This is a genomic window from Halomonas sp. Mc5H-6 (genome assembly GCF_024124705.1).
GTDB lineage: Bacteria > Pseudomonadota > Gammaproteobacteria > Pseudomonadales > Halomonadaceae > Vreelandella > Vreelandella subterranea.
This window is the reverse complement of record NZ_JAMXSI010000003.1, coordinates 161302-186817: the sequence shown is the minus strand read 5'-3', so window position 1 is coordinate 186817 and position 25516 is coordinate 161302. Positions and strand designations below refer to the sequence as shown.

At 57.9% G+C, this 25516-nt stretch carries 24 protein-coding genes; 13 read left to right on the top strand and 11 right to left on the bottom strand.

What is annotated here, in order from left to right; translation table 11 throughout:
* Nucleotides 1-50: 50 nt before the first annotated feature.
* From pcaG to NH395_RS06560, 8 genes are all read right to left on the bottom strand, one after another.
* Nucleotides 51-683 carry a protocatechuate 3,4-dioxygenase subunit alpha gene (gene pcaG, locus NH395_RS06595; protein ID WP_253023344.1) on the bottom strand — a complete coding sequence of 211 codons (633 nt, stop codon included), beginning with the start codon at nt 681-683 and terminating at the stop codon, nt 51-53.
* Between the two features lie 16 nt (nt 684-699).
* A complete protein-coding gene (gene pcaH / locus NH395_RS06590) occupies nt 700-1431 on the bottom strand; it encodes a protocatechuate 3,4-dioxygenase subunit beta (RefSeq protein ID WP_253023342.1) in 732 nt (243 codons plus the stop codon).
* 31 nt (nt 1432-1462) lie between these two features.
* A complete protein-coding gene (locus NH395_RS06585) occupies nt 1463-2632 on the bottom strand; it encodes an alpha/beta fold hydrolase (RefSeq protein WP_253023340.1) in 1170 nt (389 codons plus the stop codon).
* An 89-nt stretch (nt 2633-2721) separates the two neighbouring features.
* Nucleotides 2722-3924, bottom strand: coding sequence for a 3-oxoadipyl-CoA thiolase (gene pcaF / locus NH395_RS06580; RefSeq protein WP_253023338.1), 1203 nt, complete (start codon nt 3922-3924; stop codon nt 2722-2724).
* A gap of 10 nt (nt 3925-3934) precedes the next feature.
* Complete coding sequence (locus NH395_RS06575; RefSeq protein WP_253023336.1) at nt 3935-4708, bottom strand: CoA-transferase subunit beta; 774 nt, start codon at nt 4706-4708, stop codon at nt 3935-3937.
* Nucleotides 4708-5526: a CoA transferase subunit A gene (locus tag NH395_RS06570; RefSeq protein WP_253023334.1), complete on the bottom strand. Its 819-nt coding sequence runs from the start codon at nt 5524-5526 to the stop codon at nt 4708-4710. Before NH395_RS06570 ends, NH395_RS06575 begins: the two co-directional genes overlap by 1 nt.
* 187 nt (nt 5527-5713) lie before the next feature.
* Nucleotides 5714-7042, bottom strand: coding sequence for an adenylosuccinate lyase family protein (locus tag NH395_RS06565; RefSeq protein WP_253023332.1), 1329 nt, complete (start codon nt 7040-7042; stop codon nt 5714-5716).
* A 118-nt stretch (nt 7043-7160) separates the two neighbouring features.
* On the bottom strand, nt 7161-7844 hold the full coding sequence (locus NH395_RS06560; RefSeq protein WP_253023331.1) for a TetR/AcrR family transcriptional regulator: 684 nt from the start codon (nt 7842-7844) through the stop codon (nt 7161-7163).
* A gap of 205 nt (nt 7845-8049) precedes the next feature.
* On the opposite strand from NH395_RS06560, the gene NH395_RS06555 reads away from it, so the two are divergent.
* The 6 genes from NH395_RS06555 (at nt 8050) to NH395_RS06530 (ending at nt 14766) form a co-directional block, all read left to right on the top strand.
* Nucleotides 8050-9057 (top strand): DctP family TRAP transporter solute-binding subunit, encoded by a 1008-nt coding sequence (locus NH395_RS06555; RefSeq protein WP_253023329.1) that lies wholly within the window; start codon nt 8050-8052, stop codon nt 9055-9057.
* Nucleotides 9058-9144: 87 nt separating this feature from the next.
* The gene (locus tag NH395_RS06550) at nt 9145-9642 is read left to right on the top strand and encodes a TRAP transporter small permease subunit (RefSeq protein WP_253023327.1); all 498 of its coding nucleotides are present in this window, start codon (nt 9145-9147) and stop codon (nt 9640-9642) included.
* Nucleotides 9639-10904 carry a TRAP transporter large permease gene (locus NH395_RS06545; RefSeq protein WP_253023325.1) on the top strand — a complete coding sequence of 422 codons (1266 nt, stop codon included), beginning with the start codon at nt 9639-9641 and terminating at the stop codon, nt 10902-10904. Before NH395_RS06550 ends, NH395_RS06545 begins: the two co-directional genes overlap by 4 nt.
* Nucleotides 10905-10937: 33 nt before the next feature.
* Nucleotides 10938-12824: a sugar phosphate isomerase/epimerase and 4-hydroxyphenylpyruvate domain-containing protein gene (locus tag NH395_RS06540; protein WP_253023323.1), complete on the top strand. Its 1887-nt coding sequence runs from the start codon at nt 10938-10940 to the stop codon at nt 12822-12824.
* On the top strand, nt 12821-13699 hold the full coding sequence (locus NH395_RS06535) for a shikimate dehydrogenase (protein ID WP_253023321.1): 879 nt from the start codon (nt 12821-12823) through the stop codon (nt 13697-13699). The genes NH395_RS06540 and NH395_RS06535 overlap by 4 nt, the downstream gene beginning before the upstream one ends.
* 116 nt (nt 13700-13815) lie before the next feature.
* The gene (locus NH395_RS06530; RefSeq protein WP_253023319.1) at nt 13816-14766 is read left to right on the top strand and encodes an AEC family transporter; all 951 of its coding nucleotides are present in this window, start codon (nt 13816-13818) and stop codon (nt 14764-14766) included.
* Between the two features lie 11 nt (nt 14767-14777).
* Here the strand turns inward: NH395_RS06530 and aroQ are convergent, their stop codons facing one another.
* Nucleotides 14778-15221, bottom strand: a complete 444-nt coding sequence (gene aroQ, locus NH395_RS06525) for a type II 3-dehydroquinate dehydratase (RefSeq protein ID WP_253023317.1) — start codon at nt 15219-15221, stop codon at nt 14778-14780.
* A gap of 172 nt (nt 15222-15393) precedes the next feature.
* On the opposite strand from aroQ, the gene NH395_RS06520 reads away from it, so the two are divergent.
* Nucleotides 15394-16188: an IclR family transcriptional regulator C-terminal domain-containing protein gene (locus NH395_RS06520; RefSeq protein WP_253023315.1), complete on the top strand. Its 795-nt coding sequence runs from the start codon at nt 15394-15396 to the stop codon at nt 16186-16188.
* On the opposite strand, the gene NH395_RS06515 is transcribed toward NH395_RS06520, so the two are convergent.
* Complete coding sequence (locus NH395_RS06515) at nt 16162-17532, bottom strand: VOC family protein (protein ID WP_253023313.1); 1371 nt, start codon at nt 17530-17532, stop codon at nt 16162-16164. The two genes, NH395_RS06520 and NH395_RS06515, sit on opposite strands and share 27 nt — an antisense overlap.
* 186 nt (nt 17533-17718) lie before the next feature.
* Here NH395_RS06515 and NH395_RS06510 point away from each other — a divergent pair, with 186 nt between their 5' ends.
* Nucleotides 17719-18573 (top strand): DUF72 domain-containing protein, encoded by an 855-nt coding sequence (locus tag NH395_RS06510; RefSeq protein ID WP_253023312.1) that lies wholly within the window; start codon nt 17719-17721, stop codon nt 18571-18573.
* Between the two features lie 162 nt (nt 18574-18735).
* Complete coding sequence (locus tag NH395_RS06505) at nt 18736-20079, top strand: sodium-dependent transporter (RefSeq protein WP_253023303.1); 1344 nt, start codon at nt 18736-18738, stop codon at nt 20077-20079.
* 110 nt (nt 20080-20189) lie between these two features.
* Here NH395_RS06505 and NH395_RS06500 read toward each other — a convergent pair whose 3' ends face one another.
* Nucleotides 20190-20408, bottom strand: a complete 219-nt coding sequence (locus NH395_RS06500) for a PA3496 family putative envelope integrity protein (protein WP_092824842.1) — start codon at nt 20406-20408, stop codon at nt 20190-20192.
* A 213-nt stretch (nt 20409-20621) separates the two neighbouring features.
* Between NH395_RS06500 and hexR the strand changes: the two genes are divergently transcribed.
* The 4 genes from hexR (at nt 20622) to dctP (ending at nt 25484) form a co-directional block, all read left to right on the top strand.
* Nucleotides 20622-21476, top strand: coding sequence for a transcriptional regulator HexR (gene hexR, locus NH395_RS06495; protein WP_066316464.1), 855 nt, complete (start codon nt 20622-20624; stop codon nt 21474-21476).
* Nucleotides 21477-21541: 65 nt separating this feature from the next.
* A complete protein-coding gene (uvrD, locus tag NH395_RS06490) occupies nt 21542-23740 on the top strand; it encodes a DNA helicase II (RefSeq protein ID WP_253023301.1) in 2199 nt (732 codons plus the stop codon).
* 63 nt (nt 23741-23803) lie between these two features.
* Nucleotides 23804-24283 carry a phosphate-starvation-inducible PsiE family protein gene (locus NH395_RS06485; protein ID WP_066316467.1) on the top strand — a complete coding sequence of 160 codons (480 nt, stop codon included), beginning with the start codon at nt 23804-23806 and terminating at the stop codon, nt 24281-24283.
* Between the two features lie 106 nt (nt 24284-24389).
* The gene (dctP, locus tag NH395_RS06480; protein ID WP_253023300.1) at nt 24390-25484 is read left to right on the top strand and encodes a TRAP transporter substrate-binding protein DctP; all 1095 of its coding nucleotides are present in this window, start codon (nt 24390-24392) and stop codon (nt 25482-25484) included.
* Nucleotides 25485-25516: the final 32 nt, after the last annotated feature.

Below are 25516 nucleotides of genomic sequence, written 5' to 3'. Positions count from 1 at the left end.
GCAGCCAATTGGCTGCCTTTATAGTTTGATTAACCCCCTTCATACACAGATCAAAAATCAAAAAACACCGTCTCGCCTTCGCCCTGTAAGCGTATATCCAACCGGTAGCGCACCTTGCCATCCGCCTCTTCGCGCCTGGCGATCAGCGTTTGTCGGCGTGCCGGTGACTCGATACGGGAAAGCACCGGACACTGCGCATTGGCATCGGCCTCATCATCAAAGTAAAGCCGCGTTTGCAGGTGAATATTGACCCCCCGAGCAAAGACCGCCAGATTAATGTGCGGCGCCATTGCCAGGCCACTCGGGTGCTTCACCGCGCCGGGCTTGATGGTGTTCAGCGTCCACTCGCTGCCGTGATCGAAGGTAGTGGCGGTACGGCCAAAGCTGTTGAACGGCTTTTTTAGATCGTAATCGGTTTGGTAGTTGCCGTCAGCATCTGCTTGCCATGCCTCGATAAAGGCGTCGCGCACCAGATCACCGTTGCCATCGATAACAGTACCGACTACCTCGATGTGTTCGCCTTGTGCGTCCGGCTTGGCCATTTCATTCCAGACTTCTTCGTCCCGTACCGGGTTACCCGCCGCGGCGAGAGCAAGACCAATGTGTACATAGGGGCCAGCGGTTTGCGAGGCGGTTTCACGCAGCATCAATTCACTGGTCGGCTGGGTATTGGGTTGCTTCATGATATCTCCCCTGGCCTTACTGGTTTTCGAAGTAGGTTTGCAACTCGCCGCGCACCACGATATCGAACCGATAGGCCAAGCAGTCCATCGGCTTGCTATGGGCCATATCCAGCCGCCCGATCATGGTTTCCACCGCCTCGGGGTCGTTGAGCGTATGCACGATTGGACAGAGTGGAATCAGCGGGTCGCCTTCGAAATACATCTGGGTGATTAACCGGGTGGAAATCGCAGGCCCGGTCACCGAAACGTGAATATGCGCCGGGCGCCAGCTGTTCATATCATTCGGCCACGGGTAAGGGCCAGGCTTGATGGTACGGAAACGGTAAAAGCCTTGATCATCGGTCGAACAGCGACCCACACCGCCGAAGTTGGGGTCCAGCGGCGCCAGGTACTTATCGTTTTTATGCCGGTAACGACCGCCCGCATTGGCCTGCCACATCTCCACCAGCGTATGCGGTACAGGCTTGCCAAACTGATCCATCACCCGGCCAAACATGATAATCCGCTCGCCTTGGGGGAGTCCGCCCTGGCTCGAATCCTGGCGAAAGTTCAGCAGCAAGTCATTATCGTAAGGCCCTATGCGTAGGTGGCTAAAATCCGGGCCTGTCAGCTCTGATGCCGTGGGCTGCTGCATACTGACCAGCGCCTGCCGGGGGGATCGTGCCACCGAGGTTTTATAATCTGGCGCGTAAGCAGGCGGATGCCAGTTACGGTCGCGGGCCACAAAGCGTTTATTCTCGTGGGTCATCGCCCTTACCTCTCATCAATTATTTTGATCGCTATTCGCCCCAGCCCAGCTCTTTGGCAAGAGCAAAAGCATGGTTAGCTGCCGGTACGCCGCCATAAATGGCCACATGCATAAGCACTTGGCGCAGTTCAGCTTCTGTCAGCCCAATCCGTTTGGCAGTTTTCAAGTGCAGCGTTAGCTCTTCCCGGCCGAGGGCAGCAAGAATCCCGGTGGTGATCATGCTGCGCTCGCGGCGGGTCAGGTCCTCGTTGCTCCACAGCTCACCCCAGGCCAGGCGGGTGATCATCTGCTGGAAGGGGGCGTCCAGGCTGTTGGCGTTGGCGGTAGAGCGCGCTACATGCGCTTCGCCCAATACCTGCTTGCGGGTTTCCAGGCCGGTGGCGTAGGCCACGCCGTGGTTGGCCACATCGCCTAAGTCAACGGCCAAAACCGCGAGTAATCTCTCGGCAAATAACGCGGGGGCTTCTACCGCGGGCACATGGCCCACGCCATCAAAAATTTCCAGCGGTGCATCATCAAGCTCTGCTGCTAAAGCTTCCAGCGTCGCGGGCGGCGTCGCCATATCTTCACTGCCGCCCAATAGCTGAACGTTAGTGTTCTTACCCGAGAGCTTTCCCGTAAAGGTATCGCGACCAAGCATTTCACACAGTTGGGCGTAGGACTCACCGTCACCACGGCCCATCTGGGTGCACCAACCGGCTTTCAGTGACGGGCTTGCCTTAAACGCCTTTGTTGCAAACCAGCGCGGTACGATCTCTTCAGACATCGCCGCCAGGCCTTCCTGGCGCACGCGACCTGCGCGGGTGTTCCATAAGTCCGAGTTGCCGATTACCGCGCCGGTATTGGTCAGTGTCGCAGATAGCAGACGGTCGCTATGCTCGATAATCAGCTGCTGTCCCACCACACCGCCAATCGAGGTGCCCACAAAGTGGAAGCGCGCAGCGCCCGCCAGCTCGGTCAGCGCCAACGCCTCAGCGGCCAGATCAGCGGGGGTGATCTGCTCGCCGCTGGCTGCCTGACTGGCGCCGTGGCCGGGCAAATCCCAGGTCAGCACCCGGTAACGGGGTAGCAGCGCAGGGATAATGTCATCCCAAACTGACTGGCTCATGCCCAGCGGATGGGCCAGCACCACCAATGGATTGGCCTCTGAGCCGAGCAGTCGGTAAGCCACACTGCGGCCGTTGATCTCCAGAAATGCCATATGAATCCTCCCTTCCTCAGACGTCGCATCATGGGGAAAATAGCGATAAGAGGAAAGATAGGCGCCCCTTACCTCTTATATCTTCCTTCTCACACCCTTTCTATCAGCGTCGCGATACCCTGACCCACGCCCACACACATGGTGCACAGCGCATAGCGTTTGCCACTGGCTTGCAGCTCATGGGCGGCGGTCAACAATAGGCGGGCACCGGACATGCCCAGCGGGTGCCCCAGTGCAATCGCGCCGCCGTTAGGGTTGACGCGAGGGTCATCATCAGCCAGGCCCAGGTCACGCATACACGCCAGTGCTTGGGCGGCAAAGGCTTCGTTGAGTTCGATAATGTCGATGTCATCGAGGCTTACGCTGGTGCGTTCCAGCAGTCTGTTGACGGCCGGCACAGACCCGTAGCCCATGATGCGCGGCTCGACGCCCGCTGTCGCCATGCCGATGATTCTAGCCATCGGGGCAAGGCCGTGCTGCTTGACCGCCGCGCCGCTGGCCACCAGCATGGCGGCGGCGCCGTCGTTGACGCCCGAGGCGTTACCTGCCGTGACACTGCCTCCATCACGGAAGGGCGTGGTCAGGCCAGCGAGTTTTTCCAGAGTGGTTTCCCGCAGGTGCTCGTCCTGATCAAAGATCAGCGGCTCCTGCTTGCGGCGGGGAATCTCGATGGCGGTAATTTCATGAGCGAAACGCCCGCCCTTTTGGGCGGCGGCGGCTTTCTGCTGGGAGCGCAGTGCAAAAGCGTCCTGGTCTTCCCGGGAGATGTCGAACTGCTCGGCGACGTTCTCTGCGGTCTCCGGCATGGACTCGACGCCGTAGGCTTTCTTCATCAGCGGATTGATAAAGCGCCAGCCGATGGTGGTATCTTCAATCTTCTGCCCGCGGGCGAAGGCGCTATCGGCCTTGCCCATGACGTAGGGCGCGCGGGACATGGACTCCACGCCACCAGCGAGCGCCAGTTCCATCTCACCGGCTTTGATGGCACGAAAGGCCGTGCCCACGGCGTCCATACCCGAGCCGCACAGGCGGTTCAGGGTCGTGCCAGGCACCGAGGCAGGGATGCCCGCCAACAGTGACGACATCCGCGCCACATTGCGGTTGTCCTCACCGGCTTGGTTGGCACACCCCATGAAGACTTCTTCAATGGCAACAGGATCGAGGTCCGGCGCTTCTGCCAGTACGGCCTTGAAAATCGTCGCGGCGAAATCATCCGGGCGCACGCTGGCCAGGGTGCCGCCAAAACGGCCTACCGCCGTGCGGCGGGGATGACATAAGTAAATGTCACTCATACAAAACTCCTTATTCACCCGTGTGGGCGCGCTCGGTTCGAGCTTTCAGCTCGCGCAGAATCTCAAGCTCTGTGGCGCTGGGCTCTGGGGTGCTTTCCAGCTGTTCGGCAAAACGGATATCCCAGCCCGTTGCCTCAATCACGTCGTCACGACTTACCCCGGGATGGAGCGATACCACCACCAGCTCTTTGCTATTTGGGTCGGGTTTCATTACGCACAGGTCGGTGATCACCCGGGTGGGGCCTTTGCCGATGTTAGGGACGTTATCGCGGCCTTTGCCATCGCGGCCAAAGCCCAGGGTGGTGACGAAGTCGACGTCTTTTACAAAGGCGCGCTTGGAGTGTTTCAGGGTGATAAAGACTTCACCGGCGTTGGTGGCAATTTCCGGTGCCCCACCGCCGCCTGGCAGGCGCACCTTAGGGGCTTTATAATCCCCGATCAGCGTTGTATTCAGGTTAGCAAAGCGGTCTATTTGCGCGGTACCCAAGAAGCCTACATCGACTTTCCCTCCCTGCAGCCAATAGCGGAACATCTCCGGCACCGCCACGGTGGTCAGCGCCGATTCACAGAGTTCGCCGTCGCCAATCGAGAGCGGCAATACGTCGGGCCTGGTTTGCAGCGTACCGGACTCGTAAATCAGCACCACATCAGGGGCATGGGTCAGTCGCGCCAAATTGGCGGCTTCCGACGGCAGGCCAATGCCCACAAAGCAGGTCATGCCATTTGTCAGCGCTCGTGCGGCGGTGACCGACATCATTTCAGAAGAGGTGTATTCAAGGCTCATCAGGCTTTCTCCCCAGCAGTGTAGACGTGCTCATCGAGCCACTGAGTGAAGGTGTCACGGTCGCGGGCAATGGCATCCCACTCTTTATAAAAGCGGTTGCTGCGGTCGTAGTAGCCGTGAGTGTAAGATGGCAACGCGCCCTTTTCCGCAACAGCAACAGCGCTGACAGCCCAGCCGGGAATCACGCAGGCATTCGGATGAGTATTCAGGTCGTCGACGATTTCTTCGACCGTGACAATACTGTGCTTGGCGGCAAGTACTGCTTCCTTCTGTACGCCAACAATGCCTTCTACCAGCACGTTGCCCTGGCGATCCGCCCGCTGGGCGTGAACAATCGATACATCCGGACGTACCGAGGGCACGGCGGCCAGGCGCTCACCGCTGAACGGGCAATCGATGAACTTGATTTGGTCATTGACGCTGGGCAGTTCGCTGCCGATGTAGCCACGAAAGACGGCCAGTGGCAGGCCAGCTGCACCCGCCTCAAAAGCACAGGCCATCGCCGCGTGGCTATGCTCAAGAATCTCGATCTTGCGTGGCCACCCTTTCTCCACTGCATCGCGCAGGCGGTGCAGTGAGCCGACACCGGGGTTGCCGCCCCAGGAGAAAATCACTTTCTTGGCACAGCCCGCGCCAATCAGTTGATCGTAGATGATATCGGGGGTCATGCGGATCAACGTGAGGTCGCGTTTTTTCTGACGAATCACCTCGTGGCCCGCCGCAAATGGAATCAGGTGGGTAAAACCTTCCATGGCAACGGTAGCGCCGTCTTCGACGAAGCGCGCTACCGCGTCATGCAAGCTGAGAAACTCGGCCATGATGGGTGCCTCTTAGCTGAACGTTGCTAACTTATTGGTATTTGTTCGTTAAACGAACATAGATTCTCTATACGAACAAGTTAATCCCGAACGCTAATCCGGTCAAACCCTACAGCGTTGCCACTGCGCCAAGCAGACGCGCCACTACCCATTAATGCATAAATTAAAGTATATATTTTTCAGTTATTTATTTTTCTTCCAGCCACTTTTTAGCGCGTATAACCTGAAGCGAGCTACTACCAAGGTATAATCCAGGGTCGCACGCTTTGCGCAACGCATCAGTATCAACATTGCCTTTTACATCGGGGTGGTCGGCAAGTATTTCAGAATAGGGTCTTGCTTCTTGACGTGCCGTTTCCGCGGCCGCTGCGCTCACGGCTTTCGCTTTATCCGAGCCTAATTGGGGCGTCAGCATCCGAGCCACTGGCTCGGCCATAATGCCGCCGCCGGTAGCCGCCAGATTTCGCCGCATATTGTCGGCGTAGACCTCTAGCCCTTCCAAAAGCACGGCCGCTTGCTCCAGCGCCCCCTCCAATAGCAGAGCGCTCTCCATTAACGGTGCCCACTCGGCGTGCCATTCACCCAGCCCACGTTCAAGGGGCTGCGCAGCGGCGTTGATCAGCACACTGGTGTGGCCATGCACTTGCCGGGCTGCGCCACGGATCAGCGCGCTGCGTACCGGGTTACGCTTATGGGGCATGGAGGAGGACTCGCCCATCCCAGGTGCCGAGGGTTCCGCCACTTCGCCGATTTCGGTTTGGGTAAGCAGCGACACATCCAGGGCGATTTTTTCAGCAGCCCCTGCAACGGCGTCTAGCGCCGTGCCAAGGGCATGAATCGGGTAGCGGTCGGTATGCCAGGGCAGCACCGGTACCGCCAAGCCTAGCCGCTCGGCAATTGCGTCCATCCACTCAAGTCCAAGAGCATCCCAACCCGAGTGCACGCCCACCGCGCCGCCAAACTGCACGGGGAGTTCCACCTCACTCAGGCGACGGCGGCTTTGTTCCAGGCCAATCGCCCAGTGAGCCACCTTGACGCCAAAGGTGATTGGCAGTGCCTGTTGCATCAGGGTGCGACCCACCATCGGTGTGTCGGTATGGGCAGACATCAACGCCGTTGCGGCAGAACGGCAGCGCAACAACAAATGATCCAGCGCCACCAAGCGTGGTTTGAGGAGCAGCATCAGCGCGGAATCGACCACATCCTGGCTCGTTGCACCCTGATGCCAATAGCGCTTTATCTCGTCGGTCAACCTCGCCCGCCCCTGTTTCACAAAAGGAATCGCCACATTCCCGCCGCTGGCGATGCCCACGGCGATCTCTTCGCTATCAAAGGCGGCACTTTCCAACTGTTCACGCATCTGCTGGCTGACGCCCTGGGGCATCGCGCCGCAGGCTTCTTGCACCTCAGCAAGCGCTAGCTCGAACGCCAGCATGGCGCGCACCATGGCGTCATCGTCGCACTCCATTACTGCTTGCTGACCCATAAACGGATGCTTTAGAAATGCGGCAGGCATGGGCGGTTCGCCTCCTCTATAACGGTGTCCAGGAAAAATGCACAGATGTTCGTCATTCGAACTGTACGTTAGACAGGCAGGCGCTAACTTGCAATTGTCATCTTGCGACGCTAGGTGCTCACGATTGACACAATGACTCGTCGGTGCACACGTAGCGCATTACCATATCGGTAACGTGGTCTTCTAATTTTTGCTGGTTTTCGGGCGCGGCTTGCTGCCAGTCAAAAATACGCGAAAAGGTGTGCTGGTTTGAGACATTGAAAAATGACAGTGCGCTAATCAGCCAGTGTAGCTCTCGCGAGTCTAGGCCCTTTCGAAAGCAGCCAGCCTCTACGCCACGCCTATAGACATTCGTCAGCACATCAATCACCCCGGCATTGAGCGATTGAATCACCTCTGACTGCGCCAGAAAGCGACCATGATGAATATTCTCGATCATTACCAGGCGAATAAAGTCGGGATTATTGGCGTGATGATAGAAGGTGAAACGCACCAGGCGGCTTAGTGCTTCAAGCGGTGCCAGGTGGTCAAGGTCCAGTTCGGCTTCCTGTAAGCGCACCTTCTGGTAAGCGGCCTCCAAGGTATGCAAATAAAGCGTCTCTTTATCACTAAAGTAGTAGTAAATCATCCGCTTGGAGGCGCGGGTTTTTTCGGCGATCTCATCGATCCGCGCCCCGGAGAGGCCTTTTTCTGAGAATTCGCGGGTAGCCACGGCCAGAATATCGGCGCGTACGGATTCAGGGTCGTTCTTGCGCCGACGCCGCATTGCCGGGGGGCTGGCTTTAGTCGAAGGAGCTGTCATAAAAAGTGCCTTTTATTGTCATGGTCGTCTTTGGTCTAGTATGCCATACCTTGACTGAACGTACCATTTCGTACATTGTTTATCGGGACAGATGGGATAAGCCAAGCACGCCCTTGCCATAGGCTTATCCAACCCCATGACAACGGCCCACAAGAGGACAACAACAATGTCTCTACAGCCCATATTTTCACTAAAACAAACGTCCATGAAACATACGCTGGCGGCCGCTGTCGCCGCCACCACACTCATTGCCGCGGCGAATGCCTCCGCACAAACACTGCGCTTTGCCCACGTAGACCCGGATGACTGGACGACCTCAAAAAAAGGTGCGGCCGGTCAAGTGTTCAAAAATCTGGTAGAAGCCGAAACTGATCTTACAGTAGAGCTTTTCCCTGCCGCCTCGCTAGGCGGTGAAACCGAGCTACTTGAGGGCGCGCAGGATGGCACCATCAGCATCGCAATGGTTTCCGGCGCCTACGCCAATTTCTGCGAGGCCGTCGCCGTCACTGATATCCCTTACACCTTCCCGTCTGCACCGGTGGCCTGGGAAGTGATGGACGGTGAATTTGGCACCGCTCTGGCGGAACATTGCTTGCAAGAAACTGGCCTTCGCACGCTGGCCTACGGCGAGACGGGGTTTCGCCACTTCACCAACTCCGTGCGTCCGATCCACTCCCCGGAGGATATGGAAGGCCTTAAATTCCGCGTGCAAACCATTCCGCTTTACCAGGAAATGGTAGAAGGGCTAGGTGCCGAGCCACAGGGCATCGCCTGGGGTGAGGTGCCAACAGCGCTCGCGACCGGTGTGGTGGATGGTCAAGAGAACCCCATCTCGGTGATCTACGGCAATAATTTCTACGAGTTCCAGGATTATCTCACACTAGACCGCCACGTTTACGGTGTTGACCATATCCTGATCAACGATGAGATCTTTCAGTCGCTCTCAGAAGAAGAGCAAGCCGCGGTTAAACGTGCCGCAGTAGTCGCTGGCACCACCGGCCGTGCTATCCAGCAGTTCAACTCGGCTGAGGGTATCGCCAAGCTGGAAGAAGAGGGCATGGAAATCACCCAGCCCAACGCCGAACAAATGGAAGCCTTCCGCAAAGCGGCCCAACCACCGGTTCAGGACTATCTGCGTGATGAACTGGGGGATGATGCTGTGTGGATCGAGCGTCTTTCTTCCGCTGTGGAAGAGGCGTCCGCGCGCTTCTAACCCCCGCCTGAACAACGCGCTTTGCGAGTGGGCCTTGAGTGGCCCACTCGCGACCCCGCGTGCCTGACTACGATTGAAGGTGCCCTTATGTCTCATCTTCTCGCCCGCCTACACCGCGGCCTGATCCTGTTCAATGGCAGCTTGGCAGGACTTGCCATGGTGCTGATTTTTCTGTTGGTGGCAGGCAATGCCTTTGCGCGCTACACCTATGGCGGCTCCATTACCTGGGGAGAAGACGCCGCCATCTATTTGATGATTTACGGCCTGATGTTCGGCATGTCTTGGGCGTATCTGCAGGACAAGCATATCGGCTTTGATCTTATTCGTCGGCTACTGCCGCCGCGCTGGGTGCGCTGGCAGGCACTTGCTGTCGATCTGGTGGTACTGGTGATCAGTATTGGCTTGATGGTATCGGCAGTCGAGTTCATCGCCTCACGCGGAAGCCGTACTTCCGCAAGCACGGGCATGCCGATGTGGCTGTTTCAAGCATCAATGCTCCTCGGCGGCGGGCTGCTAAGTCTCTCTGCCCTGGTAATGGGCGTGCGACGCATGACCGAGTACACCGTTGAGGAGACATCATCATGATTTTTTTGCTGCTTTTAGCTCTCGTATTACTCGGTGTGCCGTTTGCTTTTTCCATCTTGGGAACGCTCACGGTGATGATGAGCACCGGTGACTTGCCTTACCACATCCGTATCGTCTCCCAGCAGTTTTTCGGCGGCATGGAGTCTTTCCCTTTGTTGGCGATTCCGCTGTTCATTCTGGCCGGCGAGCTGATGAACGAAGCGGGTATCACCCACCGGATTATTAATCTGGCCACCGCCATTGTCGGTCGCCTGAAAGCCGGGCTGGCCCACGTCAATATCTGGGCATCGGTGATTTTTGCAGGCCTTTCGGGTTCAGCGATTGCCGACACCTCCGCACTTGGGCGGGTGTTTATACCCTCGATGGAGAAAGAGGGCTACCCACGCGATTTTGCCGCTGCGCTCACCGCTGCCTCTTCGGTGATTGGCCCGATTATTCCACCGAGTATTCCGGTTATTATCTACGCGCTCACGGTTTCGGGCGTGTCGGTTCCGGGGCTGTTTTTGGCCGGTATCATCCCGGGCTTTTTGCTGGCATTAGGGCTCTCCATCTACGTCTACTTTTTTGCCGGTGACCTGGGCGCCACGCAGTCAAAACAGCAGTCGCGCCGCCACGCGCTTCTCCACGGCCTGCTGCCCGCGCTCATGCCGGTGTTTGTGGTCGGCTCGATTCTTGCCGGAATTGTCACGCCCACCGAGGCGGCGGCCTTTGCCGTGGTCTACGCGCTGATTCTGGGCGTGGTGCTCTACCGCAACATCAAACTGGTTAACCTGCCCGCTATCTTCGCCCGGGCCATGCGCGACAGCGCGGTGATCATGGTCATCATGGGGGCAGTCGCTGCCGCCAACTGGGTGCTGACGTTCGAGCGCGTCCCCAACATGCTCACTGAGTGGGCGTTGATGAGCATCGACACCCAGTGGACCTTCCTGATTGCTGTGATTCTGCTCCTGCTGGTGGTGGGGCTGTTCCTGGAAGGTATTGCGGCCATTTTGGTGCTGGTGCCGATTCTGCACCCCATCGCCATGGCGCTGGGTATCGACCCACTGCACTTCGGTATCGTGGTGATCTTCAACCTGATGATGGGCCTGATCACACCGCCCATGGGGCTCTGCCTATTCGTCGCCGACTCGGTTTCCGGCGTGGGAATGGGGCCGATTATCCGCCGCATTCTACCGATGCTCGCCGTGCAGTTCCTGATTCTGCTGCTGATTACCTTCGTGCCCGAGCTGGTCACCTTCCTGCCGCGCTTGGCGGGTTACTGATCCGATTTCATATAGATTGAGGAGCGTTACACCATGTACTCATCCATTGCCACGGTTTGCCTAAGCGGCTCGCTGGAAGAGAAGGTAGACGCCATCGCTCAGGCCGGCTTCGAAGGACTTGAGCTGTTTGAAAACGACTTAACCGCCTTCACAGGCACGCCGCGGGAAGCGGGCGAGCTGATTCGCAGCCGCGGGCTTAAACTGGTCACGCTGCAGCCGTTTCGCGATTTTGAAGGCCTGCAGGGACGCGCACGCCAGAAAGCATTTGACCGTGCCGAGCACAAGTTTGATCTGATGGAGGAGCTTGGCACGGACCTGTTAATGGTGTGCAGCACCGTCCACCCGGATTCGCTGCCGGGTTTGAGCCGCGCCGCCGATGACTTCTATGAGCTGGGTGAACGTGCAGCACGGCGTAATCTGCGTGTGGCTTATGAAGCACTGGCCTGGGGTCGCCATATTCACGACTACCGTGACAGTTGGGAAGTGGTGCGCCGCGCCGCCCATCCCAATGTGGGCCTGGTATTGGATACTTTTCACATCTTCTCGCGCCAGACGGAGCTGGGCACCATTGGCCGCATCCCCGGGGATAGCATCTTCCTGGTGCAGACCGCCGACGCACCACGCCTCTCCATGGATCATTTATCGTGGAGCCGCCACTACCGCTGCTTTCCAGGACAGGGTGAACTGCAAATGGATAAGTTCATCGCCATGCTGCAGGAAACCCGTTACGACGGCCCACTCTCCCACGAGATCTTTAACGATGTTTTCCGCATGGGTCACAGTGACCAGACCGCCCGCGACGGCCTGCGCTCATATAACTTGCTGCGCAGTATGCAAGGTGGCAGTGATATCCCTGCGCCGCAGCCGATCAAGTCGGTTGCCTTTCTTGAGATTGCGGTTGAGCCCGAGGATTTAGCCCCACTGCGCGAGTTGCTAAGCGCACTGGGCATGGCCTGCGTGGGTCGCCACCACACACTGAACGCCGAACGCTGGGCGGCTGGCGAAGTTAACCTGGTGCTCAACACTGAAGCGAGCTTCACCGGCCGTTTGCCGGGACGCGACGCCACCGCCATTACTGCCATTGGCCTGCGCGTGGGCAATGCCTATGAAGCCTTCAAGCGCGCCGACAAGCTCGGCTACGATATCGTCGAGCCTGAAGAAGTCGATGCCAGCCACCGTATGAGCGCGCTGTGCAATGTGGATGGCAGCCTCTCCTATATCATTGACGACTCACAGCTAAGCCGCACCTGGGATCGTGAGTTCCCTGTTGACGTGCAGCCGGTACCCCAGGGTGCATTGGTGGATATTGACCATATCAGCGTTGCGCTGTCTTACCACGACTACCTCTCACTGATGTTGCAGTACCGCGCCATTTTCCAGTTGGAAATAACGCCCTCGTTCGATGTCACCGACCCCCGTGGGTTGATCCAGAGCCAGGTACTTCAAAACGGCAACGGCCGCTTTCGCTTGGCACTTAACGCCAGCGCATCACCAGATACCGCCAGCAACCGTTTTGTCCGCCAGTACGGCGGCTCGGGGATTCACCATGTCGCCCTGCGTACCAACTCCATGCGCGACACCAGCGCTGCACTGCAGCAGGCGGGCACGCCGGTACTGCCGATTCCCGGCAACTACTACCGCGATTTGGCCGCGCGCTTTGATCTACCGGCACAAACTCAAACGTGGATGCAGGATAACCACATCCTCTACGACCAAGACAACGATGGCGACTTCCATCAGCTTTACACGCAGCCTGGCCACCAGGCGTTCTTCTTCGAGCTGGTGCAGCGAGAAGGTTACCAAGGGCTCGGCGCGCCCAATGCGTTTGTGCGTGTCACCGCGCAGCAGCGCCTTGAAGCGGAAATTAAAGGCATCGCCCAGGAGACGGAAAACCTCGACACAGGAGAAAGGCAAGCATGATCAAACTCGGACTGGTAGGTGAAGGCATCGCCCAATCGCAATCCCCCGACTTGCATGAACGCTTGGGTGCCTCGGTGGGCCTGCCTGTGCGCTACGACTTAGTCGACAGCCGGGGCGTAATGGATTTTAACTTTCCCAGTGCCATACAAACACTGCGTGCCGAGGGATACCGTGGCACCAACGTCACCTTTCCTTTCAAAGAAAAAGCCGCACAGCTGGCCGAAATCCGCGGCGAAGGGGTTCGCCGGGTAGGAACCGCCAATACACTGCTGTTTGATAAAGACGGTTTGCGCGCAGAAAATACCGATTACACCGGTTTTATCAGCGCCTATCGCCACTCTTTCGGCGACCAGCCTGCTGGCGATGTTCTGCTGATTGGTGCCGGCGGCGTTGGGCGTGCGGTAGCGTGTGCGCTAGGGGAGCTTGCCGTTAGCCACATCCATATTCTCGAACACGATGTTTCCCGGGCAGAGAGCCTCAGCCGGGACCTTAACGCGATGGGCATTAACGCGACGTGCATCACATCAGAGAAGGCGCAGCGAAAACTGCCTCACTGGCAGGGCGTGGTCAATTGCTCCCCCATTGGTCACATCAACCACCCCGGCTGCCCCATCGATACCGCTGGACTAGGTACCCAGCATTGGGTCTTTGATGCGGTTTACATCCCCGCCCACACCGAGCTGTTAAACGCCGCCCACCAGGCGGGCGCCAAAACACTGTCCGGTGTTGATCTGTTTGTGTTTCAGGGCGTGGATGCGTTTCGCTTTTTCACCGCTGACCACATTGCACCTGAACAGATAGACTCGCATGCGATGCCGCTTCGTCGCCACTATATCGAGCAACTCGTCACGCCAACGGCTGACAACATGCCGTAATATATTGGCCCTTGAGTTCTGGCCATGACACTCCTGTCGTGAAGTTCTTGCAAAATAGCGAGCAATCATTCGCTATTCGGACATCGCCCTTATCCTTGTGTGCTAAAGAGGCCTCCATGCTTCCCATTCTTGCCATTACCACGCCGATTTTCCTGCTGATTGGCACGGGTTATCTCGCAAGATGGAGCGGCATTATCCAGCATGAACAGATGCAGGGCGTTGGAGTTTTTGTGCTTTACTGCGCGCTACCCGCGCTGGTGATTCGCGCATTAACCCAGCAGCCATTGGAAGAAATTTTTAAGCTGAATTACCTGGTGGCTTACGGGCTTGGCTCGCTGCTAGTGTTTGCTGGAGGACTGTGGCTCGGTATTAAGCGCCAGCAATTTTCGCTTGACGCAAGCGCTATGCAGGCACTGGGAATGGCGGCTGCCAATAGCGGTTTTGTAGGCTACCCAGTGGCGGCCATGGTGATTGGCTCACCCGCGGCGGTGCTGCTGGCGCTTAACATGGTGATTGAAACGCTAATTATTATCCCCACCGCACTGATACTTGCTGAAATGTCCACCCAACAAGGGGCAAGCGTTTGGAAGACCGTTAAGCAAACGGCACTCAGCCTGGTGAAAAACCCCGTGCTGGTGGGTTTATTGACTGGCATTGTGATCGCCGTTACGGGCATCGCCATTCCCGGTCCGCTGTACAAGGCAATCGATATGCTGGCCGAGGCTGCAGGCCCAGCGGCGCTGTTCGTCATTGGCGGCACGCTATTTGGCCTTAAAGTCAAAGGCATGGCCAAAGACATTGGACAAATCGTGATCGGCAAACTGCTCATTCACCCGCTAGCGATTTTTGGTGCATTCTGCCTAGTGCCCGGTATCGACCCAGTTTACAAAGCCGGTGCTATTCTCTTCGCCGCCGCGCCAATGATCAGTATTTATCCGCTGTTTGGCCAACGCTATGGGCTGGGCGGCGTCAGTGCCGCCGCCATGCTGGTAGCAACGGTCGCTTCTTTCTTCTCGTTGAGTTTGATTATCTGGTGGATGACGCTAGCTGGATTACTAACCGCGTAGTCCGCCAAGGGTCAGGTCGCAGATTTTATAATAGCCTCTAATGCTGCTTGATAGCCTTGGGTGCCTAAACCAGCAATCACACCATCGGCGCGCAGCGAGACGTAAGAGTGGTGGCGGAAGCTTTCGCGCTTGTGCACGTTAGAGATATGTACCTCGATCACTTTACCTTCAAACGCATTGAGCGCATCAAGAATTGCTACCGAAGTATGCGTGTAAGCCGCCGGATTGATGATGATCGCCTGAGTACCATCGGTACGTGCAGCATGAATAGCATCAATCAGCTCGCCCTCATGGTTGCTTTGCAGGCAGTTAACGTCCCACCCAGCTATCACCGCTTTTTCCCGCAAAGCATTGTTAACATCATCCAGCGTTTCATAACCGTAAATTTCCGGTTGACGTGTCCCCAGGAGGTTTAGATTGGGACCATGGAGAACCGTTATTTTTGACTGACTCATTGGCCGACCTCTTTCTTAGCGGCATATCATATGCAGGTTAATGATATATTTACTTTAACTCATTATTGATAGTGATTTTTTGGTCAACTATCACAAAAGTCCATTTGTTCGTTATTCGAACAGCATGTTAAATTGTATGCTTTAATCATCTCAAACGATGGCCTGCCGACTCATGGACGCAATGGTTCAGGAAGACAAACTTGATTCCGATGACCGCGACTTCGTAACAGCGCTTGCGAGCGGCTTGGAAGTAATTCTAGCATTTGATGAAAGTCACCCACGGATGACGCTCAGTGAAGTGGCCTCCCGTACCGGCATGAACCGCGCCAAGGCAAGACGCTTTTTGCTGACGCTGCATGCATTGGGCTATGTACGGAAACAACAACGCTACTTTGAACTCGCACCCCGTGTGCTGCAACTCGGCTATGCCTTTTTATCTGCCAACAACTACCGCAGTGTTATTCAGCAATACTTGGAAGACATTACCCAGGAAAGCGGCGAGTCCTCTTCGCTTGCCGTGTTGGATGGCGACGAGGTTATCTACGTGGCACGCTCTGCTGCTCCCCACCGGCTAATGGGCATTACGCTCTCGATAGGTACCCGCTTACCCGCAGCGTACACGTCCATGGGGCGGGTACTGCTCGCCCAACTCCCCGAAAACGAACTTGATGCCTTCTTGTCGCGGCTAGAGGTCACTCGCTACACAGAAAAAACCGTGACCGATAAAGACGAGCTCAAACAGTGCATCTTAGAAGTCCGTCAACAGGGTTATGCCATTGCCGACCAAGAGCTTGACCCTGGTCTACGTTCATTGGCAGTACCCGCGTTTGACGCCAACGGCAAGTTACTGGGGGCTATTAACATCAGCACCAATGCCGCCCGAATCGACCTTGATACCCTACTGACTCGTCATCTGCCACTATTGCTGGAGAAAGCGCGCTTAATCCGCACCAACATTACCAGCTAACCGAGCAAGCGCCTGTTCTAGCGATGCCTGCTGGCGCTCGGCGTAGAGAGCGACTTCATCGATCACCGGTACGCCCAGCGCCTGCTCGAATGGCTGCTGATTGGCCCCGCGCGCATAGCCGTCATGGCCTTTGTCGCCCAGGTTCGACTGGAAAATACCCGCCGCGCTGACCGGCAGAAAATCCTCATAAATCATCGGTGTGACCGTCAGCGCGCCTTGTGCCATTAACCGTTCCACGTCATCGACATCGACCGGTTCTTCCACTTGCGCACCGGGTACCGCGTGGTAGTGGAAAAACGCCAACCCTTCGCGCCGCAGCGTCGCTTCGTCATCCGGAAAGGCTTCAAACGCCGCCGCCAAGCGAGCCTGGTGCGCAGCGTTATCCGCCTCCGCTGCCTGTTTCGCCTCGCCAAGCAAGCGGTCGTACAATGCGCGTCCAGCGTGGGTTAGCGCGATACCACGCTGCTCGATTTCACCAAAGCGTGCGGTGTGATGCCCCTGGGCGGCATCGGCAAACGAAATCGGCTCTTCCAGGGCCTTGAAGCTGGTTTGGCGCAGCAGAATAGGGCAACGACGGCGCGGCGGCCCTTCGATGATCGCCTTGGGGTCAATACCCGCCTGTGGCATACGCCTCTGCACCTTGTCGATATCCAGGGTACGCGGCGTCAGGTGGTTGATATGCGGGCCCTTGAAACACACTACGTCCGCAATCAGCCGATGCTCCTGCTGCAAGCGCTGATAGGTCGCCAGGTCGACCGTGGCCTGTTCGTGCCAGCGAAACGTTTCCAATGCTTGATGGACAAACTGCTCAGCCTGTTCAGCGGTTAGCCCACCCTGGCGTTCAAAACGCTCTATCAGGGCTTCCGCCTGCGGGGTGACAATACGGCGGGCATCGAGAATCTCGCTGGCCTGCTGGCGCAGCTCGGGATCGTCAATCAGTTCCAGGCGCAGCAGGGAGGTGAACACGCGGAAGGGGTTACGCGACAGCGCAGCATCGTCGACCGGGCGAAACGCCGTGGAATGGACCGGCACACCGGCTGCGGCCAAGTCATAGTAACCCACGGGCTGCATGCCCATCACCGCGAACATGCGGCGAAGTAGCGAAAGCTCATTGGCAGTGCCAACGCGAATCGCCCCGTGACGCTCCACGCCGAGGCGCGCCAGGGCATTATCGGCGGCGAGCGTCTCGCGCAGTGTCGGCGACGCCGCCAGCACCTCCTCATTCACCGCCGCGACCAGCGACAGCAGGGCACTGTATTGGGGGACTTCCTGCTGGTACATGGCCGACATGGCCTTGGAAAATTGGTCGCGAATATCGTCGCTGCTGACGTGCGCTGCGCTCATCGTGCGCTCCTTGATCATAAAGCCTGGGTAGATAGTAACGCGCCTGTTACGCCGACAATTGCATATATTCTTCCCTTAGCTTCATCAAAATGCCATCCGTGCTTGTCCAGCCCCAACAAGCGTTGGCAGCGTCACTTGTCCGACTGTTACATTAAGCGCCATCTTTCTCGAGACTGACTCAATACCATGACGTGCCCGCTCTATATCGGCTTGCCCATGTGGTCCAACCAGGATTGGTCGGGCACGCTTTATCCGCGTTACGCCAAAACCGACCTGCTCAGCGATTATGCGGCGGTGTTTTCCAGCGTCGAAGGCAATACCACCTTTTACAGCGGCACACCCAAGCCGGAGACGATCGCGGGCTGGGCACGCCAGGCGCCCGCAAACTTTCGTTTTTGCTTTAAGCTTCCCGCCAGCGTTACCCACGATCAGCGCTTAACGCGCCTGGAAGAGGCCTGGGCCTTTTTAGACGCCCTTGCCCCACTTCACGATCGCTTAGGCCCTACCATGGTTCAGTTACCCCGCGATTTTGGCCCCGATGAATTACCCCAGTTGGAAGCGCTGCTCGCCGCCTGGCCTGCGCATCTAGCCTGTGCCGTGGAAGTGCGTCACCCTGATTTTTTCCACAAGGGTGCCGCCGAGAAAGCCCTTAACCGATTGTTGATAACTTATCGGGCGAACCGTGTGATGCTCGACGTGCGACCGCTGTTCTCGACCCCGGCAAACGACCACCCTGGCCTGGCCCACGCCCAGCAAGAAAAGCCGAAACTCCCGTTACACGTGCTTTCAACAGCGAATCACCCTATGATTCGCTTTATCGGCCATGTTGACAAAGCCATCAATGTTGGCTACTTCGATGCCTGGAAATCACGCCTTGCCCTGTGGATAAATCAGGGGAAAACCCCTTTCTTATTTGTGCATACCGCGGATAATCGCGAGTCCCCGACGCTCGCTCGTCAGTTCTATAACGACCTTCAGGATACGATGCCACTGCCACCGCTTGGCCCCTTTGCCAATGAAAAGCAGAGCCAACTGTTTTAACCTGGCTTTTTAGCGGTGCTGACTGGCATGCACGGCACTGATCGGATAAATTGCGCATACTTTCGAAAACGACACTGGCAATTTTCTGTCAGTGCCTTTTTCGAATAACGGTGCACCGCGCCGACAACGACTTATTACAATCAATTTTTTAACAGGTGATGTATGGCAAAACTTGCACATGCGCAGTGGTCATCCAAGATGGCCTTTGTGCTGGCCGCTGCAGGCTCGGCGGTTGGCCTGGGCAATATTTGGCGCTTCTCTTATTTGGTGGGCGAAAGCGGTGGCGCAGCCTTCGTACTGGTCTACCTTGCCTGCGTGGCATTGGTGGGCGTGCCCATCTTACTTTCCGAGTGGTTGATCGGTCGACGCGGGCAGAAAAACCCTATCGACAGCATGAAAGAACTGGCCAGCCAAAGCGGCAAGTCCAAGGGTTGGGCGCTGGTCGGTATCAGCGGCGTCCTCGCCGGCTTCCTGATCCTGTCGTTTTACAGCGTGATTGGTGGGTGGTCGCTCAACTATACGCTGAGCTCGGTCATGGGCACCTTCAGCGGCCAGGATGCCGACAGCATAGGCGCGATCTTTAACGGCATGCTGGCCAGCCCCGGCACGCTGCTGCTCTGGCACAGCGCCTTCATGCTGCTGGTCATCGGCATTGTGGCCCGCGGCGTGACCAAGGGGCTGGAGAGTGCCGTGCGCTCCCTGATGCCTGCCCTGGTCATCTTGATGCTGATCCTGGTGGGTTATGGCATGACCACCGGCCACTTCGGTGAAACGCTGGAATTCATGTTCAGCCCTGACTGGAGTGCGCTGAATGGCGGCGTGGTGCTGGCCGCCATGGGTCAGGCGTTCTTCACGCTTTCACTGGGCATGGGCATCATGATGGCCTACGGCTCTTACCTGGGCGAAGACGTCAACCTTCTGAGCACGGCACGCACGGTCATAATCATTGATACCGCCATCGCGTTGCTGGCCGGTTTGGCAATTTTCCCCATCGTGTTTGCCAATGGCCTGAGCGCTGGCGAAGGCCCAGGGCTGATCTTCGTCACCCTGCCGATCGCGTTTGGCAACATCACCGGTGGCGTCATTCTGGGGCTGATGTTCTTCCTGCTGCTGACCTTTGCTGCGCTGACCTCGGCCATTTCGTTGCTCGAACCCACCGTCGAGATGCTTGAAGAGCGCACCTCGCTGTCGCGGGTTCCGGCAACCTTGGTCAGCGGCATTGTCATATGGCTGCTGGGTATCGCGGCGCTGCTGTCGTTCAACCTGTGGTCAGATGTCTTGTTCTTTGGGCTGAACATCTTCGACTTGCTGGATACCTTCACCGCGAAGATTCTGCTGCCGCTCACCGGCCTCGGCGCCGTTGTGTTTGTCGCATGGTGCCTGGATCGCAAGAGCGTCGAGCAGGAACTGGCGCTGTCCGCAACAGGGCTCAGCGTATGGAATATCGTCGCGCGCTTTATCGCGCCGATTGGCGTTATCGTGGTGTTCCTGGCGGGTATCCTTTAAATCGGGTCAGCTTGGCTTTGCGCTTTGCAGAGCCAAGCGCCTATGAGGATGCTTTAAACGGCGAGGCCTCACGTCAGGCATCGCCGTTGGGCACCTTTCTCAGTGCCGTATCAGTGCAGTTCGCTCTCTTGCCGTTCGTCTTCGTCCGGCAAGGGGGCAATATCCCGCGATAGCGCTTGAAACTCCCGATGCAGCTCGATCCCCCGCCGTGCGCGTAGGTTGCGTTGCGCGGCACTTCGCCGACGCTGGGCGTGTTCGTCCACTTCCATGCTCATGAAAATATCGAGCAGTTCGCTCTTGACCGAGGTGATGCGTTCGACATTACGCATGATCGACGTTCCTCCAGGTGAATATGCCTACGTCCACCTGCATCCGTGACGACTGTTAGATGATGCAGTGCGGCACTTCAGTTTTTACTATAACCTACTTGACAAAATGATGACCACTTAGAAAAAAGAGTCGTCTAACGCCACCCCAACGGTGGCTGCATGCTTTGCTTGCCCATATAGTGAGCTACTCGGCTTTATTTTAAGGAGCTAAACGTGAGTCGCGCCCTGTTCGATGAAATGAGACGCCGCATGGAGCACTTTCGCCGCTCCGAGCAGAAAGTGGCGCGGTTTGTACTGCGCAATCCCGAGGAAGTGATCCATATGCGGATCGTCGACCTTGCCACCGAGGCAAAGGTCAGCGAACCCACGGTAGTGCGCTTCTGCCGTGCCCTGGGCTGCAATGGCTTCCAGGACTTTAAACTCCAGCTCGCCCAGATGCTGGCCACCGGCAGCCAGTTTGCCCAGTTCTCGATGAACGATAGCGATTCCGTCGCCGAGTTCTCACACAGCATTTTCGATTCGACGGTGGGCACCCTGCTGTCGGTACGGGACCGCCTGGATAACGATGCCCTGGGCCGCGCGGTCAATGCCCTGGCGATGGCCAATCGGGTCGAGTTTTACGGCTTTGGCGCCTCAGGGGCGGTGGCCTTCGACGCCCAGCACAAGTTTTTCCGCCTGCAGATTTCCACCTCGGCCTATGCCGACCCCCACATGCAGAACATGTCCGCGGTGACGCTCAAGGAAGGCGATGTGGTGGTGGCCATTTCGCAAACCGGGCGCACCAAGGCGCTGGTGGCAAGCGTACGCCTGGCCAGGGAAGCGGGGGCGACGGTGATTGGCCTGTGCCCCAGCGACTCGCCGCTGGCGGAAGAGGTCACGCTGCCGCTGTATATTGACGTGCACGAAGACACCGAAATCTACACGCCGATGAGTTCGCGCATCGCCCACCTGGTCTTGGTCGACGTGCTCGCGGTGGGCGTCGCCAAGACCCGCGGCCCCAAACTCGCCGAGCAGCTCAAGTCGGTGAAGAAGAGCCTTAACTCGCTGCGTTTCCCGGAAGACTCGTGAACGCCAAGTTATCGTTGTGGCTGTGCTAAACTGACGGCCCATTTTTCGACCCGGCAGCGGCTTATATGGACGACGTCACGGCGATACTCGATCAGCTTAACTCCGACCAGCGCGAAGCGGTCAGCGCCCCTCAAGGCAATCTGTTGGTACTGGCGGGCGCGGGCTCGGGCAAAACCCGCGTGCTGGTACACCGTATCGCCTGGCTGATGCAGGCCGAGGGCCTGTCGCCCTACGCGCTGCTGGCCGTGACCTTTACCAACAAGGCCGCACGCGAGATGCGCACCCGGCTGGAAGCGCTGCTGGGGTTGTCGCTGCGCCACGTGTGGGTGGGCACCTTCCACTCGATTTCCCACCGCCTGCTGCGCACCCACTGGCAGGACGCGCGGCTGCCGCAACACTTCCAGATCATCGACGCCGACGACCAGCTACGGCTGGTAAAACGCCTGCTGAAAGACTATGCCATCGACGACGAACGGTTTCCGCCGCGCCAGGTACAGCATTTTATTTCCGGCTGTAAGGAAGAAGGCCTGCGCCCGCATCAGGTCAATGTGGACGGCGATGGCTATCTGGGCCAGATGGTCGAACTCTACGAACGTTACCAGCTGACCTGCGAACGCGGCGGGCTGGTCGATTTCGGCGAGTTACTGCTCAGAAGCCTGGAACTGCTGCGCGACAACCCCGCCCTGCTGGCCCATTACCGCGAGCGGTTTGGTCACCTGCTGGTCGACGAGTTTCAGGACACCAACACGCTACAATATGCGTGGCTAAAGCTGCTCACCGGTATGCAAACGCCGATGACCGTGGTCGGCGACGACGACCAGTCGATCTATGGCTGGCGTGGGGCCAAGGTCGAAAACATCCGCCGCTTCGAGCAGGAGTTCCCCGAGACCCGTACGGTCCGCCTTGAGCAGAACTACCGCTCCACCAGCGCGATTCTGGATGCCGCCAACTCCTTGATCAGTCATAACAGCCAGCGCATGGGCAAACAGCTGTGGACCGACGGCGTCGAAGGCGACCCCATCTCCGTCTACGCCGGTTTTAACGACCTCGAAGAAGCGCGCTTTATCGTCGACACCATCAAGGAAAAAGTCGACGAAGGCCTCAACCGGCGCGATATGGCGATTCTCTACCGTTCCAATGCCCAGTCACGGCTGCTGGAAGAGACGCTGATACGCCAGGGCATGCCCTATCGTATCTACGGCGGGCACCGTTTCTACGAACGCCTGGAAATCAAGAATGCCCTGGCCTACCTGCGCCTGTTGCTCAACCGCGATGACGATGCGTCCCTTGAACGGGTGATCAACGTGCCCACCCGCGGCATTGGTACCCGCACGGTGGAAATCGTCCGCCTGCGCGCTCGGGAAAATAACATCCCGCTGTGGCAGGCACTGCACGACGCGATAAACGACGGCACTCTGAAAGGCCGCGCGGCCAATGCCGTGCAGGCGTTTGCCAACCTGATCGAGCAGTTGGATAACGACGCCGCCGGGCTGCCCCTGCACGACATCATCGACCACGTGACCGACAAAACGGGCCTGATCGAACATCATAAAAGCGAACGCGGCGAGAAAGGCCAGGCACGGGTCGAAAACCTTGAAGAGCTGGTCAACGCTGCACGGGCCTTCACCCACGGCGATGCCTTCGAGACCCCGGAAGCCGGTGAGGGCATGGCGGCGCTGGAGGCGTTCTTATCCGAAGCGGCGCTCAACGCCGGTGACCACGAGGCCGAAGAGTTCGAGGACAGTGTCCAGTTGATGACGCTGCACTCGGCCAAAGGGCTGGAGTTTCCCGTGGTGTTTATCGCCGGCGTCGAAGAAGGCCTCTTCCCCCACAAGATGTCCCTGGAGGAGCCGGGCAGGCTCGAGGAAGAACGTCGGTTGTGTTACGTCGGCGTGACCCGCGCGATGCAGAAGCTTTACCTCACCCACGCCGAAACCCGCCGTCTGCATGGCAAAGAGGTGTTTCCGCGCCCGTCGCGCTTTCTGCGCGAACTGCCCCCGCACCTGCTCGAAGAAGTGCGCCTGCGCGGGCATGTTTCCCGCCCGGTCACCGCCTCACGCACCTCCTTTGCCCAGCAAAGCGTCGAGGGCAGGGACGAGCTGCCCAGCCTGCATGTTGGCCAGGGGGTAGAGCACCCGGTCTTCGGTGAAGGCATCATCCTGAATGCGGAAGGCGAAGGTGCCCGCGCCCGGGTCCAGGTCAGCTTTGAAGGCGAGGGCGTTAAATGGCTGGTGTTAGGCTTTGCCAAGCTGACCCCGCTTTAAACGACTCGTGACGCATTCTTTTCGCATCTTGGCTTGCGCCCCTACTGCCCCACAGAGAGCCTTATGAAACAACGCTTGAAACGCCTATTTCCCGAAGTGTGTAACGGCTGGTCAGCATTGAGCGGCTACCACCGTTTTGAACGTATCATCTCGTTGATACTGACCCTGGCCATCGCCGGGGCCGTGCTGGTTGCCATGTATTACCTGGTCATTCACGTGGTGCAGCTGCTATTCATTCAAAGCCGCGACCCCTTCGACTACCGGGTGTTTCAGGCGCTGTTCGACATGATTCTCACCGTGCTGATTGCCATGGAATTCAACAATTCCATTGTGCGCACGATGACCAGTGGCAAAGGCTTTATCCATGTCGAGATTGTCGTGCTGATTGCCATCATGGCGCTGGTGCGCAAGTTCATGGTGCTGGATATGGAAACCATCGACCCCTGGCAAATTGCCTCACTGGCCGCGGCAGTGTTGGCCCTTGGGGGCTGCTACTGGCTGGTGCGGCATGCCAACCGCATGAAAGATGCCAGCGACGATTAATCAGAAAACTTGCGGGCAAAATTCGCCTTAACGCATACTTGCGGGCGGACACGGCGCCCGTGCGCCCCATAAAAATAGCAACATTACGTTTGGAGTCTTGCTCATCATGCAACGCCGTCACTTTCTCAAAACCGCCAGCCTTGGCGTCGCAGGGGCCGCTGCGGCCCCGTTCGTATCCACATCCCAGGCGCGCGCCGACGACACCTACAACTGGGACATGGTCACCTCCTGGCCGAAAAACTTTCCTGCCCTGGGCACCGGCGCCAACGATTTTGCACGCCGCGTCGAGCAGCTTTCCAACGGCCGCATGACCATTACCGTCCACGGCGCGGGCGAGTTGGTACCTGCGCTTGAAGTCTTCGATGCTGTGGCGGCGGGCACTGCGGAAATGGGCCACTCGGCGTCATATTACTGGCGTGGAAAAGTCGCCGCTTCGCAGTTTTTCACTGCCGTGCCCTTCGGCATGACCACCACCGAAATGAATGCCTGGCTTTATCACGGTGACGGCCAGGCACTGTGGGATGAGCTCTACGCCGAGCACAACCTGAAGCCTTTTGCCGTTGGCAATACCGGACCGCAGATGGCGGGCTGGTTCAAGAAGGAGATCAACTCGCTGGACGATATGCAGGGCCTCAAGCTGCGCTTGCCGGGACTTGCCGGTGAAGCGATGAACGGCATCGGGGTGAGTACCGTCAACATGCCGGGCTCGGAGATCTTTACCTCGCTGCAAACCGGCGTATTGGATGCCGCCGACTGGGTCGGCCCCTATAACGACCTGGCCTTCGGCCTGCATCAGGTGGCAGACTATTACTACACCTCGGTATGGAACGAGCCTTCGGCTGTGCTGGAGGGCACCATCAACCTCGACGCCTGGAACGCGCTGCCCGACGACCTAAAAGCCGTCGTCACCGAAGCCGCCCGCGCCTCGAACCTGGCCATGTACAGTGAGTTCGCCTTTCGCAACGCCCAGGCGCTCGAAGCCCTGGTGGAGGAACACGACGTAAAGCTACGCACCTTCCCCGAAGACGTCATGGCGGCACTCTATGAAAGCTCTCAGGCTGCCATACAGCGTCAGGTCGAAGATGATGAAGCATCACGCCGGGTGTATGAATCCTATTCGGCGTTCCAGAAAATCGTCCGCCCCTTCAGCGATGTCGGCGAGTACGCGTACCTGAAAAGCCGTGATAACGTAGCCGTTTAGGCGTTTACGCAACGCACAGGCCTACGAAAAGG